The organism is Cellulomonas sp. KRMCY2 (genome assembly GCF_000526515.1).
Classification (GTDB): domain Bacteria; phylum Actinomycetota; class Actinomycetes; order Actinomycetales; family Cellulomonadaceae; genus Actinotalea.
The window spans coordinates 438799-454378 of the sequence record NZ_JAGF01000001.1; the positions used below are offsets into that span (position 1 = coordinate 438799).

Genomic DNA, 15580 nt, shown 5'->3' on the forward strand with positions numbered 1-15580 from the left:
GCGGGCGGGCACGCGACGGCCTGCCGGCCGACCACTCCTGCACCCGACTCAGGCGCCCGACCGCCGCAGGGGCTCAGAACCCCGATCGGCGACCTGGCCCGCACGGCGCAGAGGCACCGGCACCAGGGCGCAGAGCTCGTCGAACGAGACGTCGAACGTCTCCCGGACGGTGACGCCCGTGCCGTCGAGGAGGAAGACGGCGAGGTCGCTGTAGATCCGTGACACGCACTGCACGCCGGTGAGCGGGTAGGTGCACTCGGACACGAGCTTGCTGCGCCCGTCGCGGGTGAGCAGGCTCATCATGACGAAGGTGTCCTTGGCGCCGATCGCCAGATCCATCGCACCGCCGACCGCCGGGATGTCGCCCTGGGCCGCGGTGTGCCAGTTGGCCAGGTCGCCGCGCTGTGAGACCTGGTAGGCACCGAGCACGCAGATGTCCAGGTGACCGCCACGCATCATCGCGAACGAGTCGGCGTGGTGGAAGTAGGAGGCGCCGGGCAGCTCGGTCACCGGGATCTTGCCGGCGTTGATCAGGTCGAGGTCGACCTCGTCGCCGTGCGCCTCGGGTCCCATCCCGAGCATGCCGTTCTCGGTGTGCAGGGTCGCGCGGCCGGGCGGCAGGTGGTTGGCGACCAGGGTCGGCTGCCCGATGCCGAGGTTGACGTAGGCGCCCTGCGGGATGTCGTCGGCGACCAGGGCGGCCAGCTCGTCGCGGCCGAGCCCGCGCCGCTCGGAGCTCACTGCCCGGCCTCCGGCTCGGGGGTCCGAGCGGCCGGCACGGCGACGAGCCGGCCGGTGTGGATACCGGGCGTCACGACGTTCTCCGGGTCGATCTGCCCCGCCGCGACGATCCGGGAGACCTGGACGATCGCTGTCCGAGCGGCGCTGGCCATGATCGGCCCGAAGTTGCGGGCCGTCTTGCGGTAGGTCAGGTTTCCCACCTCGTCCCCGACGTGCGCCTTGATCAGCGCGAAGTCGGCCCGGATCGGGTACTCGAGCACGTAGTGCCGCCCGTCGATCTCCCTGACCTCCTTGCCCTCGGCCAGCGGTGTGCCGAAGCCGGTCGGCGTGAAGAACGCCCCGATCCCGGCACCGGCCGCGCGGATCCGCTCGGCGAGGTTGCCCTGCGGGACGAGCTCGAGCTCGATCTCGCCGGCCGTGTAGCGCGCGTCGAAGTGGTGGCTGTCGGACTGCCGCGGGAACGAGCAGATGATGCGGCGCACCCGCCCGGCGCCGATCAGCGCGGCGAGGCCGACGTCGCCGTTGCCCGCGTTGTTGTTCACCACGGTGAGGTCGCCCGCCCCCTGCCGTAGCAGCGCCTCGATCAGCTCGACCGGCTGCCCGGCCGTGCCGAAGCCGCCGATCATCACGGTCGCCCCGTCGGGGATGTCGGCCACCGCCTCCTCGACCGTCTGCAGGATCCGGACCATCGTCATGCCGTCACGCTCTCGACCACGACCGCGATGCCCTGGCCCACGCCGATGCACAGCGCGGCCACGCCCCAGCGCCCGCCCGATCGCTCGAGGCTGCGCACCAGGGTGCCGAGCACGCGCGTGCCGGACGCGCCGAGCGGGTGCCCGACGGCGAGGGCGCCACCGTGCCGGTTGACGATCTCCGGGTCGACACCCCACGCGTCGATGCAGGCCAGCGACTGCACCGCGAAGGCCTCGTTGAGCTCCACCGCGGCCACGTCGCCCCAGCTGATGCCGGCCCGGCGCAGGGCGAGGTTCGCCGCCTCCACCGGGGCGAACCCGAACATCTGCGGGTCGAGGGCGGTGACCCCGCGGCCCGCGATCCGCGCCAGCGGCGGGCGGCCGAGCAGCTCCTCGGCGCGCTCGCTGCCGAGCACAGCACCCGAGGCACCGTCGTTGAGCGGGGAGGCGTTCCCGGCCGTGACCGTGCCGCCGGACCCGGACGACCGGAACACCGTCCGCAGCCCGGCCAGCCGCTCGAGGGTGGTGTCCGGCCGGATCGCCTCGTCGCGGTCCAGCTCGACGCCGGGGACCGGCACGACGAGATCGTCGTAGAAGCCCTCGGCCCAGGCCCGCTCGGCGAGCCGATGGGATCGCAGGGCGAACGCGTCCTGCTGCTCCCGGCCGATCCCGAACCGCTCGCGCAGCTGCTCGGTCGCCTCGCCGAGCGAGACCGTCCACGCGGCCGGCATGCGCGGGTTCACCAGGCGCCAGCCCAGCGTGGTCGACACGAGCTCGAGATCCCCGCTCGGGTAGGGCCGCTCGGTCTTGGGCAGCACCCATGGCGCCCGGCTCATCGACTCGACTCCGCCCACCAGCAGCACGTCGGCCTCACCGGTCTCGATCTGGCGCGACCCGAGGATCACGGCGTCCAGGCTCGAGCCGCACAGTCGGTTGACGGTGGTGCCGGGCACGGTGGTCGGCAGGCCGGCGAGCAGGGTGGCCATCCGGGCGACGTTCCGGTTCTCCTCCCCGGCGCCGTTGGCGTTGCCGAGCACGACCTCGTCCACCCGGGCCGGGTCCAGCGCCGGAGCGCGGTCGACGAGGGTGCGCAGCACGTGTGCGGCCAGGTCGTCCGGCCGAGTGCCGGCGAGGGCCCCGCCGAGCCGGCCGAACGGCGTCCGGACCGCGTCGTAGACGAAGGCCGCGGTCATCGCGCCGCCTCCTCGTCGCCGAGCACGTCGCGGGCCACGGCGAACGCGTGGTGGGCCGCCGGCACCCCGCAGTACACCGCGGTCTGCAGCAGGACCTCCTGGATCTCCGGGACGCTCAGGCCGTTGCGGACGGCGGCGGACAGGTGCAGCGCGAGCTCGTCCCAGTGGCCCAGGGCGACCAGCGCGGTCAGCGTGACGGCGCTGCGGGTGCGCCGGTCCAGACCCTCCCTGGTCCAGATCTCGCCCCACGCGTAGCGGGTCAGGAGGTCCTCCAGCGGTGCGTCCAGCCCCGTGGACCGGGCCGTGGCTGCGTCGACGTGCGCGTCGGAGAGCACGGCGCGACGCACCGCCGTGCCCTCGGCGAACGCCTGTGCCTCGGTCCGGTCGGGTCGTCCCATCAGACACCTCCGGTGAAGGCGTCACGCAGCAGCGCGGCCACCAGGTCGGGCGCCTCGGCCGGCGCCAGGTGCGCCACCCCGGGGACGACGGCCGAGCGGCCGGACCGGACCGCCGCCGCGAGCTCCTCGGCGAGCGCTGGTGGGGTGACGGCGTCCTCGCTGCCCGCGACGGCGAGCAGCGGGACGGCCAACGCAGACAGCTCGCCCCGGAGGTCGTGCCCGGCGAGCGCCTCGCAGCACCGCGCATAGCTGAACCGGTCCGCCTCCTGCAGGGACCACAGCAGGGCCGTGCCGGTCTGCGGGTCGCGGTCGAGGAAGCCGGGCGCGAACCACCGGGACACCGAGGCGGCCAGCACCGCCGGCGTGCCGGCCTGCCGGACCAGCTCGGCGCGCGCGTGCCAGTCGGCCGGTTCGCCGATCCGCGCGCCCGAGCAGACGACAGCGACCATGGCGACACCGGCGTCCGCCAGGGCGAGCTGGAGAGCCACGGCGCCGCCGAGCGAGACACCGGCGCAGAGCAGCCGGGCACCCGGGCCGAGTGCGTCGAGCTCCGGGCGCACGACGACGAGCACGGCCTCGGCCAGGTCGGCCACCGTGAACGCTGTGTCGACGGGCGCGCTCCTGCCGTGCCCGGGCAGGTCCCAGCCGAGGACGCGGTACCGGGGCCCCAGGAGCGCGGCGCAGGCGGACCACAACGGACCCACGGCTGTGCCGAGGGACGGTCCGAGCACGACGAGGTCCCGGGGGTCCCCGGAGCCCGGTGCGGTGAGGTCGGTCAGGGTGAGGTCCACGGTCACGCACCGTCCTGGGCCGCGGCGCCGGGCACCGGCTGCTGCCGGAGGGCCCGGTGCCGCGTGATCGCCCGGTCGACCAGGGCGTCGCTCGCGCCGAGGTACGTCGCGGGGTCGAGCAGGTCGTCGAGCCGGTCGTCGGACAGGTCGTCCGCCGGCACCGCCGCGCGCAGCAGCTCCCGCACCTGGGCCGTGCTCGCCCCCGAGCGCAGCGCCTCGATGAGCGGCGTGCGGACGGCCGGCCATCCCCCGACGACCGCCGCGAGCCGCTCGCCCAGCAGGGCCGGGCCGGCCGCGTCCACGTGGCCACGCATGGCGGTCGCATCGACCTGGAGCCCGGCGAGCACCTCGGCGAGCTGTGCCGCGGCCGCCGGGACCCGCCCCAGCAGCCGGAGCAGCGCCGGCCACTCGGCGTGCCAGGCACCGTCCGCGCGCTCGTCGGCCGCCAGCGCCGCCGCCGTGTGCAGCTGGGCCCCGAGGTACGGGGCCTCCAGTGCGACGCTGCGCACGAGCACCGACAGCACCGGGTTGTGCTTCTGCGGCAGGGTCGAGGACGCTCCCCTGCCGTCGCTCGTCGGCTCGGCGAGCTCACCGAGCTCCGGGCGGCTGAGCAGGACCACGTCCGAGGCGATCTTCCCGAGGGTGTCGGCGGCCCGGACCAGGGCGTCCCCGAGCCGGGTGACCGGTCCCCGGTCGGTGTGCCAGGGTCGCCCGGCGGCGGCGAGCCCGAGGTCGCCGGCCAGCAGGTCGGCGGCGTGCAGCGCCCGGCCGGGGGCGAGCGCCTCCACGGCGGCGAGCGTGCCCACCGCTCCCCCGCACTGGACCGGCAGCGCCCGGTCGACGGCGTCGAGCTCGGCGAGCACGTCGTCGACGGCACCGAGCCAGCCGGCCGCCTTGAGGCCGAACGTGGTCGGCAGGGCGCTCTGGCCCAGGGTGCGCCCGACCGCGAGGGTGCCCCGGTGCGTGTCGGCAAGACCGGCGAGCGCGTCCCCGGCGGACCGCAGGCTCCCACGCAGGCCGTTCAGCGACCGCCGCGCGAGCAGCATCAGCGCGGAGTCCAGGACGTCCTGGCTGGTCAGACCCCGGTGCACGGCCTGGGCGGCCGCCGGGGAGCGCTGGGCGACCGCTGCCCGCAGGTCGGCGAGCAGCGGCAGCACAGGGCTGCCGCCCTGCTCGCTGCGGCCGGCCACGGACGCTGCGTCGAAGGGCGTCGTCCGGCAGACCTCCTCGACCGCCTGCACCATGCCGTCGTCGACCAGCCCGAGCGTGCGCTGCACCCGCACCCAGGCTGCCTCGACGTCGAGCAGGGCGCGCAGGACGGCGGCGTCGTCGGTCGACGAGGCCGTCCGTCCCGCACCCGGCTCGAGCAGGTGGTGGTCGCTCATCGGTCCGCACCGTCCCGGTCGAAGGTCAGGAAGACCGTCTCGTCCTCGCCCTGCAGCCGGATGTCGAAGCGCAGGCCCCCGTCGGCCTCACGGACGGCGACGAGCGTGCGCCGCCGGTCCGGGTCGAGCGAGGTGAGCAGCGGGTCGGCCGCAACGGCCGCTTCGGGCAGGTACGCCCGGGTGAACAGCCGGTCCAGCAGCCCACGGGCGTGCACGCACACGGAGACGAACGCTGCGGCGCCGTCGACGGTCGCTCCCGGCTCGACGGTGGTGAACCGGTAGTGGCCCGCATCGTCCGTCGCAGACCGGCCCCAGCCGGTGAAGACGTGCGGGTCCCGCGCCAGCGAGCCCGGCTGCCTGCTGACCTGCCCGTGCTCGTCCGCCTGCCAGATCTCGATCATCGCGTCGACCACGGGACGGCCTGCGCCGTCGGTCACGGTGCCGTGCAGGCGCACGGCGGCCGGGTGGCCGGCCGGGACGAGGTCCTGCCCACCCCGGTAGGGAAGGGCGAAGTGGAAGAACGGCCCGACCGTCTGGCCGGGGGTGGGCTCGAGGCCGCCCGCGACACGCTCGGGCACGACGTCCTCAGGCATGGTCGCCGTCCTGCTCCGGCTCGGTCCAGGTGGCGTGCGAGCCGGTCAGCACGATGTCCCAGGTGTAGCCGAGCAGCCACTCGTGCTCGGAGGTGTCGTGGTCGTACCGCGCGACGAGCCGGTCCCGGGCGCTCTGGTCGGTGATCGACTGGTAGATCGGGTCGAGCGCGAAGAGCGGGTCGCCGGGGAAGTACATCTGGGTGACCAGCCGCTGGGTGAACGCGTCGCCGAAGACCGAGAAGTGCACGTGGGCAGGACGCCAAGCGTTGCGGTGGTTGCGCCACGGGTAGGGGCCCGGCTTGATCGAGACGAAGGAGTAGCCGCCGTCGTCGTCGGTCAGGGTCCGGCCGACCCCGGTGAAGTGGGGGTCGATCGGTGCGGGGTGCTGGTCGCGCTTGTGGATGTAGCGGCCCCCGGCGTTGGCCTGCCAGATCTCCACCAGCTGGCGTCGCACCGGGCGGCCCTCGCCGTCCAGCACCCTGCCGCTGATCCGGATCCGCTCGCCGATCGGCTCGCCGCCGCGCTGGATGGTCAGGTCGGCCTCGAGCGGGTCGACGTCCTGGTGGCCGAACACCGGCGAGAGGAGCTCGATCTCCTCGGGGTCGGCGTGGTGCAGGTCCTTGGTGGGGTGGCGCAGGATGGTGCTGCGGTAGGGGGGGAAGTCCAGGCGCGGCTGGACCTGCGCACTGGTCCGTGCGTCAGCCGCGTGCAGGGCGGCGATCTCCGCGCTGATCACCGACTGCGGGACCAGGCTCGTCGGTGCGGGCGCTCGCCGCGCGACCGGCGTCGGCTCGGCCGCTGCGTCCGGACGCGTCGCGGTGCTGTCGGTCACGGTGCCCACCTCACATCGGGTAGGACGGCAGGTGACCCCTGACGGTCACCCACTGGGTGTCGGTGAAGGCGTCCAGGTTGGCCCGCGCGCCGCCGACGCGCGACCCCGTCCCCGAGTCCAGCACCCCGCCGAACGGGACGTTGGCCTCGTCGTTGATCGTCTGGTCGTTGATGTGCACGAGTCCGGTGGGGATCCGCTCGGCGATCTCCATGGCCCGCATCACGTCGTTCGTGAGGATGCCGAGGGACAGACCGTACGGGGACTCCGACGCCAGGCGGACGGCGTCGTCGACGGTGTCGAACCGGGTCACCGGGGCGACCGGGCCGAACACCTCCTCGGCGTAGGCCGGGCTCGACGTCGGGACGTCCGCGAGCACCGTGGGACGGTAGAAGAGGTCCTGGTAGGTCCCGCCGGCCGCGAGCCGCGCGCCCGCGGCGACGGTCCCGGTGACCATCGCGTGGATCTTGTCCCGCTGACCGGCATCGATCACCGGACCCAGCGCCACCTGCCCGCCGGACGGGTCGCCGACGGGCAGGGCGTCGGCTCTCGCCGCGAGCGCCTCGATGTAGGCGTCGGCGACCCCGCTCTGCACCAGGTGACGCCCCGAGGCCATGCAGACCTGCCCCTGGTGGCAGAAGGATCCCCAGGCGCCGACCGACGACGCGGCGTCCACGTCGACGTCGTCCAGCACCAGGAGCGCCGAGTTGCCACCGAGCTCGAGATGCACCCGCTTGAGGTGCTGTGCACCGAGCATCCCGACCGCGCGCCCCGCCCTGGTCGAGCCGGTGAAGGCGATCACCCGCACGGCCCGCTCGATCACGAGGGCCTCGCCCACGTCCGCGCCCCCGGGCAGGACGTGCAGCAGTCCGTCCGGCAGCCCTGCCTCGGCGAAGATCCTCGCGAGCAGCACACCGCCGCTGACGGCCGTCCGCGGGTCGGGCTTGAGGAGCACGGCGTTGCCGAGCACCAGGGCGGGCGCCACGGCGCGGATCGCCAGGATGGTCGGCACGTTGAACGGTGCGATCACCCCGACCACGCCGACCGGGACCCGCCGCGAGAGGCTCAGCCGCGGCTCGGTCGAGCGCAGCAGCTCGCCATAGGGTGCCGACGCCAGCGCGGCGGCCTCGAAGCACTCCTGCGCGGACGTGCCGACCTGGAAGCCGGCGAAACCGGGGACCGCACCTGTCTCGCGCACGAGCCAGCCGGAGATCTCCTCGGCGTTCGCCTCCCACAGGTCGCCGGCCCGGCGCAGCACGGCGGCGCGCTCGGTGTGCGGTCGGGCTGCCCACACCCGCTGGGCCGCCTGCGCGCGGGCCGCCGCGGTCGCGACGTCCTGGGGCGCCGCCAGCCCGCCGACGGCCAGCTCCTCACCGGTGGACGGCGAGACGACGGAGTAGGTCCCGCCGGAGCCCGCCCGCCAGCCCCCGCTGTGGATCTTCCCGTGCCAGACGGGATCGGTGAGAAGCATCGTTGCCTCCTGGTGCGCAATGACGTGCTGGGTGACGTGCAGGGTCAGCGGGACACGGCCTGTCGGCCCGCGGTGCCGCGCAGGTCCTCTTCGACCCGGCCGGCGGCCTCGAGCAGCGGGGGGAGCAGCTCCTTGCGGATCGCCTCGGAGCTGCCCCGGCTCGAGTGGGCCGAGACGTTCATCGCCCCGACGACGGCGCCGCCTGCGTCGTGCAGCGGGACGGCGAGCGAGCGCAGGCCCTCCTCGAGCTCCTGGTCGACGAGGGCGTAGCCGCGGGCCGCGATGCGGGTCAGGGCCGTCCTGAGCTTGTCCGGGTCGACGATCGTGCGCGGGGTGATCGGGCGCAGCTCGATGCGCTCCAGGTACGCGTCGAGCCAGTCGGCCGGCTGGGCCGCGAGCAGCACCCGGCCCATGGACGTCGCGTAGGCCGGGAAGCGGGTGCCGACGCTGATCGCGACGGTCATGATCCGGTGGGTGGGGACGCGGGCGACGTAGACCACCTCGTCGCCGTCGAGCACCGAGATCGAGCAGGACTCGCTGACCTGGGCCACGAGCTTCTCCATGTGCGGCAGCGCGACCTCGGGCAGCGACAGGCTGGACAGGTAGGCGTACCCGAGCTCGAGCACCCGGGGCCGGAGCGCGAACAGCCGCCCGTCGGTGCGCATGTAGCCGAGCTCGACCAGCGTGATCAGGAACCTGCGGGCCGCCGCCCTGGTCAGCCCGGTGCTCCTCGCGACGTCGCTCAGGGTCATCTGCGGGTGCTCGGCGTCGAAGGCGCGGATGACCGCCAGCCCCCGCTCGAGGGACTGGACGAAGCCGAGGGTCCGGTCGGCCAGCTCGCTCACGGGTCCTCCTGGGTCGTGTCGATCGCCACGGTGGCGGTCCGATCCGCTCGTGCCGGGCCGGCCCTCCGGGGGCCCGCCGGTGCCTCACCGAGCGTTCGCGATACGTACATCCATGCTCAGGGCGAACATAGCCTCCTGGATCCAACGTCGTCAACGATGCCGTAGAGGACCCGTCCCAGCGAGATCGGGCCCGCGACCGACCCTTGACGAGCACGGCGTGACGGGAATATGTTCCCTTACAGAACACATGTTCGCACAGCGAACGCACGACGACGGCGTCGGCGATCCCTCGGATCCGCACCTCCCCGTCGCACACGGACGCAGGCAGGATGAGAGGAGGTCGTCAGTGACCACCGTGCGCGAGGCGACCTTCACCGTCATGCGGGAGCTCGGCATGACCCGGGTGTTCGCCAACCCCGGCTCCACCGAGGTGGCCTTCCTGACCGACCTGCCCGACGACCTCGAGTTCGTGCTCGCCCTGCACGAGGGCTCGGTCGTGGGTATGGCCACCGGCCACGCGATCGCCACCAGCCGTCCCGCGCTGGTCGTGCTGCACACCACGGCGGGGCTCGGCAACGCCGTCGGCGCCCTGGCGACCGCGCGGGTCAACCGGGCTCCCCTGGTGGTCGTGGTCGGCCAGCAGGACCGCCGCCACCTCGCGCTCGAGCCCTTCCTCGCCGGCCACCTCGACCGCCTCGCCGAGCCGTACCCGGTCTGGGTGGACCAGCCGGCCCTCGCGCAGGACGTGCCGGCCGCGGTGCGTCGCGCCTGGCACGAGGCCCAGCACGCCGCCGGCCCCGCGGTGGTCGTGGTGCCGATGGACGACTGGTCGGCGCAGACCGACCCGTCGCTCGGCCTCGGCGCGCCGCGGGTCGTGGTGCTCGGGCCACGCGTCTCACACCCCGGCGCGACGGACGTGGCCGCCAGGCTCGACGCCGCCGGCGCGCCCGTCCTGGTCGTCGGCGCCGGCGCGGACGACCCTGCGTGCTGGGCGGCGCTGGTCACCCTGGCCGAGCGACTCGGCTGCCCGGTGTGGCAGGAGTCGTTCGGCGCTCGCGCCGGATTCCCCCAGGACCACCCCCAGTTCGCCGGGCACCTGCCGGCGGCCCGCTCCCGGCTGCGTGCCGCGCTCGCCGGTCACGACCTCGCCCTCGTCGTCGGGACCGGCGCCTTCCGCCAGTACCCCTTCGAGGACGGCCCGCTGACCCCCGAGGGCATGACGGTCGTGGTGGTCTCCGCCCACGCCGACGACCTGCACCACAGTGCTGCCGACCTCGCGGTGCTCGCTGCGCCCGCCGAGCTGTGCCGTGAGGTCTCCGGCCTGGTCGCCGAGCGTCAGGACCGGTTCCGTGCCCCCGCCGTCGTGCCGGTCGCGCCACCGGCTCCGGGTGCACCGCTGCGTGCGGAGCACGTCTTCGCCCTCCTGGCCGATGCGCTGCCGGCAGACACGGTGCTCGTCGAGGAGACACCGTCGAGCCGTCCGGACCTGCATCGCCTGCTCCCGGCCAGGGCACCGGGCGGCTTCGTCAGCGCGGCGATGGGCGGCCTCGGCTTCGGCCTGCCCGCGGCGGTCGGGCTGCGGATGGGCGCCCCCTCCCGACCCGTCGTGGCGGTGCTCGGCGACGGCTCGACCCTGTACGCGATCCAGGGCCTGTGGAGCGCGGCGCACTACGGCATCGGCCTGCTGGCCGTCGTCCTGTCCAACGGACGCTACGCGATCATGGACCGGCTCGCCGAGCAGCGCGGCGGAGTGCCGCCGTGGCCGGCGTTCGACGAGGTCGACGTGTGCGGACTGTCCCTCGCCCTCGGCTGCCCGGCCGAGCGGGTCGAGACCTACGACGAGCTGGCCCGTGCCCTCGCCGTCCTCGTGCCGGGTCTCGCCGACCGCCGCACGCCCCACCTGCTGGACGTGACAGTCGTCCCCGACCCCCACGTCGCACCGTGACGCGCAGCACAAGGAGAAGACGAGCATGTCGCAACCCCTGAGCCTCCAGTCGACCGGGAGCGAGCGGCGCCTTCCCGACCGCCAGCCCACCGTCGTCTCCACGGCGTGGTACCGGCGCCTGGTGCGCGACGAGACCGGCGTCACCGCGATCCTCGTGGTGCTCGTCCTCGGGGTGGGCCTGCTCCACCCGCAGTTCCTCGGCACGGACAACCTGCTCTCCACCGCCAGGAGCGCCGTCTTCGTCGGGCTGCTGGCCGCCGGGATGGTCTTCGCCCTCGCGATGCGCGAGGTCGACCTGTCGGTCGGCGGGAACTTCGCGCTGACCGTCGTCGCCGGCGCGATGCTCATGCGGGCCGGGCTGAACCCCTGGCTCGCCCTGCCGGTGATGCTGGTGCTCTCGACCCTGCTCGGCGTCGCCAACGGGGTGATCACCACCTACGCGCGGATCCCGTCGTTCATCGTCACGCTCGCGACGGCACTGCTGTACCGCGGGATCGCGCTGGCGCTCGCCGACGGCAAGCAGATCTTCGAGCTGCCTCAGGACAGCTCGTACTTCACCTGGTTCGGCGGCAGGACGCTCGGCGTGCCGACGTCGCTCTGGGTCGTCGGGCTCTGCGTGACGGCGCTCACCGTCGTGTTCACCCGCACCCGGTTCGGCGCGCAGGTGCGGGCCATCGGCTCCAACCCGGACGCGGCGGCGTTCACCGGGCTGCCCGTCAACCGGGTGCGCATCGGGGCGCTCGGCCTGTCCGGCCTGATGGCCGGCGTCGCCGGAGCGACCGCCCTGGCCTTCTTCATGTCCGGCGACCCGACCCTCGGTCAGGGCTTCGAGCTGACCGCGATCGCCGCGGCGATCATCGGCGGCACACCGCTGGCCGGCGGTCGGGGCTCGGTCCCCGGTGCCCTCGTCGGGGCCCTGATCCTCGCCGTCGTCACCTCGGCGCTCGTGTTCTTCCGCATCCCCATCAACTGGACCAGCTTCGCCACCGGCGGGGTGATCCTCTTCGCCGTCGCAGCCGACGCAGGGCTGCGGCGCTACCGGGCAGCCCAACAGGCACGAGCCCCACGCGGCGCCTGAGCCGCACCAGCCCCACCCCGCACCGATCCCGCACCTGCATCGTCCCCACCACCGGAGGTACCCCCCATGCGAACCCTCAACCGCCGCACGGCAGTCGGCAGCCTGGTCGCCGTGCTCGCCCTGGCCACCACCGCGTGCTCCTCCGGCGGCGCCGACACCGCCGACCCGGGCACGAGCTCGACCGAGTCGTCCGCCACGTCCGGGTCGCCCGCCGCGTCCGCCCCGCAGCTGCACATGGGCATCGCCGTGGCCAACGCCAGCCTCAACTTCGCCAACGAGATGGCTGACGGGGCGACGATGGCGGCCACGAACGACGGCAACGTCGACTTCCAGGTCGTCGGGCCGCCGGACACCGACGGCCCGGCCGAGGTCCAGCTCTTCCAGAACCTGGTCACGACGGCCACCGACGGGGTGATCCTGGAGAACCTCAACCCACCGCTGTTCACGCGCCCCGCGGCCGACGCGATCGCGGCCGGTGTCCCGGTGATCGCCCTGGACACCTCGCCGACCGACGGTAGCGACGTCACGTTCTACGTCGGCAACGACAACTACGACCTCGGCGTGCAGATGGCCCACGAGATGCTCAAGAACCTCGACGCCGACCCGCAGGGCGAGGTCGTCATCGGTGTGCCCAACCCAGCAGCGCCGGTGCTCGCCAACCGCGCCCAGGGCATCATGGACACCCTGGCGGCCGAGGCTCCCGGCATCACGGTCTTCGGCCCGTACGAGACCTACAGCGAGCCCACCAAGAACTACGGCGCCTGGGAGGCGCAGGTCCACGCCCACCCCGACGCCCTGGCCTTCCTCGGGGTCGGCGACGCGGACAGCTACGACCTGGCCAAGCTCAAGACCGAGCAGAACGGCACCTGGCTGACCGCGGGCTTCGACGTGGACGGCAAGACGTTGCAGGCCGTCAAGGACGGTCAGAACTTCATGACGATGGACCCCGAGCACTTCCTCAAGGGCTACATCGCCAGCGCCCTGCTGATCGACTCCGTGCGCAACGGCACCGAGCTCCCGTCGGGCTGGTTCGTCAGCCCCGGGCTCGTGGTCACGGCGGACAACGTCGACGAGGTGATCACCAGGGAGACCACGCCGCAGGCCGCCTACGACTGGTACAAGCCGCAGATCGACGCCCTGCTCGGCGACGTCGAGGCCAGCATGAAGCCGCTCGGAGAGGCGCGCTGACGTGCTCGTCGCCCAGGGGCTGACGAAGTCCTACGGCGGCGTGCACGCCCTGCTCGACGGGCGGATCAGGCTCGAGGCGGGTCAGATCCACGCGCTGGTCGGCGAGAACGGGGCCGGCAAGTCGACCATGGTCAAGATCCTGTCCGGCGTCGAGCGACGCGACGCGGGCACGATCGAGATCGAGGGCCGTCGGACGGAGTACGACACCCCGCGCGAGGCCGCCGCGCACGGCATCGCGATCGTCTCCCAGGAGCTGTCGCTGTTCCCGGACCTGTCCGTGGCGGAGAACCTGTTCGCCGCCGACCTGCCGCTCCACCGCGGGCTGCTGGACGTCCGGTCGATGGCGCAGCGGGCCAGACCCGTCCTGGAACAGCTCGGGCTCGACGTGTCGATGCGGGTCCGCGTCGGCATGCTGCCGCTGGCCGACCAGCAGCTGCTCGAGATCGCCCGGGCCCTGCTCAGCGAGCCACGGGTGCTCATCCTCGACGAGCCGACCTCCGCCCTGCCGGCGGCGGCGGCGCTGCGGCTCGAGGGGGTGCTGCACGCGCTCGCGGCCAGGGGCATCGCGCTGCTGTACATCTCGCACTACCTCGAGGAGGTTCGGCGGATCGCCGACCGGATCAGCGTGCTCCGCGACGGCGAGGTGGTCGTCGAAGGAGCAGCCGCCGGGGAGGTGAGCCTGGCGGCACTCGTCGAGGCGATGCTCGGCGACCAGGCTGCCCCGGTGGCCGCGGCGCGCCCCGCAACCGTCGGGTCGGCCCTTGCGCCGTCGCTCACGCTCGAGCACGTCAGCGTCGCGGGAGTCCTGACCGACATCGACCTCGCGGTGGCGCCCGGCGAGATCGTCGGCGTCGCCGGGCTGGAGGGGGCCGGGCACCTGACCGTCCTCGAGGTGGTCTGCGGGATCGCGCGGCCGACGTCCGGCCGGGTACGCCTGCCTGGCGGGGGCGCACCGCGGTCCGTGCGGCAGGCTGTCCGGGCCGGGGTCGCCTTCGTCCCCGGCGACCGCAAGAAGCTCGGCCTGATGCTGGACAAGACCGTGTGGGAGAACGCCACGTCGGTCCGCTGGCTCGGGCAGGGCAAGGACGGACCGATGCTGCGTCGCGACGAGCTGGTCGCCCGCGCCGGCCGGAGCCTCGAGCGGATGCGGTTCAAGGGCGACGTGCACGCGGCGGTGGGCGAGCTCTCCGGCGGCAACCAGCAGAAGGTCGTGTTCGCCAAGTGGATGGACGCCGACCCGTCGGTCGTCGTCCTGGACGACCCGACGCGCGGCGTCGACATCGGGGCGCGCTCGGAGATGCACGAGCTGGTCCGTGCGATCGCGGCGGAGCAGAAGGTCGTCCTGCTGGCCTCGACCGACCTGGCGGAGCTGACCGAGCTGTGCCACCGCGTCGTGGTGCTCCAGCGCGGCCGGGTGGTCGCCGAGCTGTCCGGGACGGAGCTGACCGAGGCGGCACTGAGCGTCGCGATGAACGCCGGGTTCATCACGACCGGGACGGGACCCGGGTGAGCCGGGCGACCCGAGCGGCTCCGGGGCAGCGGCCCGGACGCCTGGCCGGCAAGGTCGCGCTGATCACCGGCGGCGAGAGCGGGATCGGCCTGGCCACGGCCCGGGTGTTCGTCGCCGAGGGCGCGCACGTGCTGGTCAGCGGGATCGACCGGGAAGCGCTTGCCCGAGCCGGGGACGAGCTCGGGCCGACGGCCCTGGTCGCGGTCGCCGACGTGACGGACGAGGGTGCGGTCGCGGCAGCCGTGGCCCGGACGCTGGAGGCGTTCGGCTCGCTCGACGTCGTGTTCAGCAACGCCGGCGTCGCCGGGCCGATCGGCCCCCTGACCGCCTGCTCGGTCGAGGCCTTCCGACGCGTGCTGGACGTGCACGTCGTGGGCGCGTTCATCGTGCTCAAGCACGCGCTGCCGGTGCTCTCCGACGGTGGCAGCGTGGTGATCAACTCCAGCGTCGTCGGCCTCACCGCCGACCCGGGCATCGCGCCGTACGCGACGGCGAAGCACGCCCAGGTCGGCCTGATGCGGGTGGCGGCCAAGGAGGTCGCCGCCCGGGGGATCCGGGTCACGACCATCCACCCCGGGCCGACGAGCACGCCGTTCCAGGCCGACGTCGAGCAGCGCGCCACGGGCCTCGAGCCCGCCGCAGCCGCCGACGCCTTCGACCAGGCCATCCCGCTCGGCCGGCACGCGAGCCCGGAGGAGGTCGCCCGTCTCGTCCTGTTCCTCGCCGGTGACGAGAGCCGCTTCCTCACCGGCGCCACGGTGGCCCTCGACGGCGGCATGAGCATCTGACCCGTCCCGCCTGACGACGGCGATGCCGTCCCGGAGACCGAGAAGCCGGTCAGGCTGTGGGCGTCGACGTCCTCGTCGGCTCGCACCGGCGTCGAGCCGGATGCTCTCAGCATCGACGAGTGGTGGCCTGGGA

General features: G+C 73.9%; 15 protein-coding genes. 5 read left to right on the top strand and 10 right to left on the bottom strand.

Annotation, left to right across the window (positions count from 1 at the left end):
- Positions 1-48 precede the first annotated feature (48 nt).
- The 10 genes from K415_RS0102200 to K415_RS0102245 form a co-directional block, all read right to left on the bottom strand.
- A complete protein-coding gene (locus K415_RS0102200) occupies positions 49-741 on the bottom strand; it encodes a 3-oxoacid CoA-transferase subunit B (protein ID WP_024285476.1) in 693 nt (230 codons plus the stop codon).
- Positions 738-1430 (bottom strand): 3-oxoacid CoA-transferase subunit A, encoded by a 693-nt coding sequence (locus K415_RS0102205; protein ID WP_024285477.1) that lies wholly within the window; start codon positions 1428-1430, stop codon positions 738-740. Before K415_RS0102205 ends, K415_RS0102200 begins: the two co-directional genes overlap by 4 nt.
- Positions 1431-1432: 2 nt before the next feature.
- Positions 1433-2626, bottom strand: coding sequence for a thiolase family protein (locus K415_RS0102210; RefSeq protein ID WP_024285478.1), 1194 nt, complete (start codon positions 2624-2626; stop codon positions 1433-1435).
- Entirely contained in the window at positions 2623-3024 is a 402-nt protein-coding gene (locus K415_RS24475) for a carboxymuconolactone decarboxylase family protein (protein ID WP_024285479.1), read from the bottom strand. The genes K415_RS0102210 and K415_RS24475 overlap by 4 nt, the downstream gene beginning before the upstream one ends.
- Entirely contained in the window at positions 3024-3821 is a 798-nt protein-coding gene (locus K415_RS24480; protein ID WP_024285480.1) for an alpha/beta fold hydrolase, read from the bottom strand. The genes K415_RS24475 and K415_RS24480 overlap by 1 nt, the downstream gene beginning before the upstream one ends.
- Entirely contained in the window at positions 3818-5200 is a 1383-nt protein-coding gene (locus K415_RS0102225; protein ID WP_024285481.1) for a lyase family protein, read from the bottom strand. Before K415_RS0102225 ends, K415_RS24480 begins: the two co-directional genes overlap by 4 nt.
- Positions 5197-5793, bottom strand: a complete 597-nt coding sequence (pcaG, locus tag K415_RS0102230; RefSeq protein ID WP_024285482.1) for a protocatechuate 3,4-dioxygenase subunit alpha — start codon at positions 5791-5793, stop codon at positions 5197-5199. The genes K415_RS0102225 and pcaG overlap by 4 nt, the downstream gene beginning before the upstream one ends.
- Positions 5786-6529 carry a protocatechuate 3,4-dioxygenase subunit beta gene (gene pcaH, locus K415_RS0102235; protein WP_231494961.1) on the bottom strand — a complete coding sequence of 248 codons (744 nt, stop codon included), beginning with the start codon at positions 6527-6529 and terminating at the stop codon, positions 5786-5788. Before pcaH ends, pcaG begins: the two co-directional genes overlap by 8 nt.
- 106 nt (positions 6530-6635) lie before the next feature.
- Positions 6636-8093: an aldehyde dehydrogenase family protein gene (locus K415_RS0102240; RefSeq protein ID WP_024285484.1), complete on the bottom strand. Its 1458-nt coding sequence runs from the start codon at positions 8091-8093 to the stop codon at positions 6636-6638.
- A gap of 44 nt (positions 8094-8137) precedes the next feature.
- Positions 8138-8938 (bottom strand): IclR family transcriptional regulator, encoded by an 801-nt coding sequence (locus K415_RS0102245; RefSeq protein WP_024285485.1) that lies wholly within the window; start codon positions 8936-8938, stop codon positions 8138-8140.
- Between the two features lie 346 nt (positions 8939-9284).
- On the opposite strand from K415_RS0102245, the gene K415_RS0102250 reads away from it, so the two are divergent.
- The 5 genes from K415_RS0102250 to K415_RS0102270 all read left to right on the top strand — a co-directional run bounded on the left by K415_RS0102250 (position 9285) and on the right by K415_RS0102270 (position 15447).
- Entirely contained in the window at positions 9285-10883 is a 1599-nt protein-coding gene (locus K415_RS0102250) for a thiamine pyrophosphate-dependent enzyme (RefSeq protein WP_024285486.1), read from the top strand.
- Positions 10884-10908: 25 nt separating this feature from the next.
- A complete protein-coding gene (locus K415_RS0102255) occupies positions 10909-11961 on the top strand; it encodes an ABC transporter permease (protein ID WP_024285487.1) in 1053 nt (350 codons plus the stop codon).
- Between the two features lie 66 nt (positions 11962-12027).
- The gene (locus K415_RS0102260; protein ID WP_024285488.1) at positions 12028-13149 is read left to right on the top strand and encodes a sugar ABC transporter substrate-binding protein; all 1122 of its coding nucleotides are present in this window, start codon (positions 12028-12030) and stop codon (positions 13147-13149) included.
- A 1-nt stretch (position 13150) separates the two neighbouring features.
- Positions 13151-14659 carry a sugar ABC transporter ATP-binding protein gene (locus tag K415_RS0102265; protein WP_024285489.1) on the top strand — a complete coding sequence of 503 codons (1509 nt, stop codon included), beginning with the start codon at positions 13151-13153 and terminating at the stop codon, positions 14657-14659.
- A complete protein-coding gene (locus K415_RS0102270; protein WP_024285490.1) occupies positions 14656-15447 on the top strand; it encodes an SDR family NAD(P)-dependent oxidoreductase in 792 nt (263 codons plus the stop codon). The genes K415_RS0102265 and K415_RS0102270 overlap by 4 nt, the downstream gene beginning before the upstream one ends.
- Positions 15448-15580: the final 133 nt, after the last annotated feature.

Coding starts and splice junctions, on each gene's coding strand:
- K415_RS0102205 (WP_024285477.1), bottom strand. CDS start 1,430: ATGGTCCGGATCCTGCAGACGGTCGAGGAGGCGGTGGCCGACATCCCC.
- K415_RS0102210 (WP_024285478.1), bottom strand. CDS start 2,626: ATGACCGCGGCCTTCGTCTACGACGCGGTCCGGACGCCGTTCGGCCGG.
- K415_RS24475 (WP_024285479.1), bottom strand. CDS start 3,024: ATGGGACGACCCGACCGGACCGAGGCACAGGCGTTCGCCGAGGGCACG.
- K415_RS0102225 (WP_024285481.1), bottom strand. CDS start 5,200: ATGAGCGACCACCACCTGCTCGAGCCGGGTGCGGGACGGACGGCCTCG.
- pcaG (WP_024285482.1), bottom strand. CDS start 5,793: ATGCCTGAGGACGTCGTGCCCGAGCGTGTCGCGGGCGGCCTCGAGCCC.
- K415_RS0102240 (WP_024285484.1), bottom strand. CDS start 8,093: ATGCTTCTCACCGATCCCGTCTGGCACGGGAAGATCCACAGCGGGGGC.
- K415_RS0102255 (WP_024285487.1), top strand. CDS start 10,909: ATGTCGCAACCCCTGAGCCTCCAGTCGACCGGGAGCGAGCGGCGCCTT.
- K415_RS0102260 (WP_024285488.1), top strand. CDS start 12,028: ATGCGAACCCTCAACCGCCGCACGGCAGTCGGCAGCCTGGTCGCCGTG.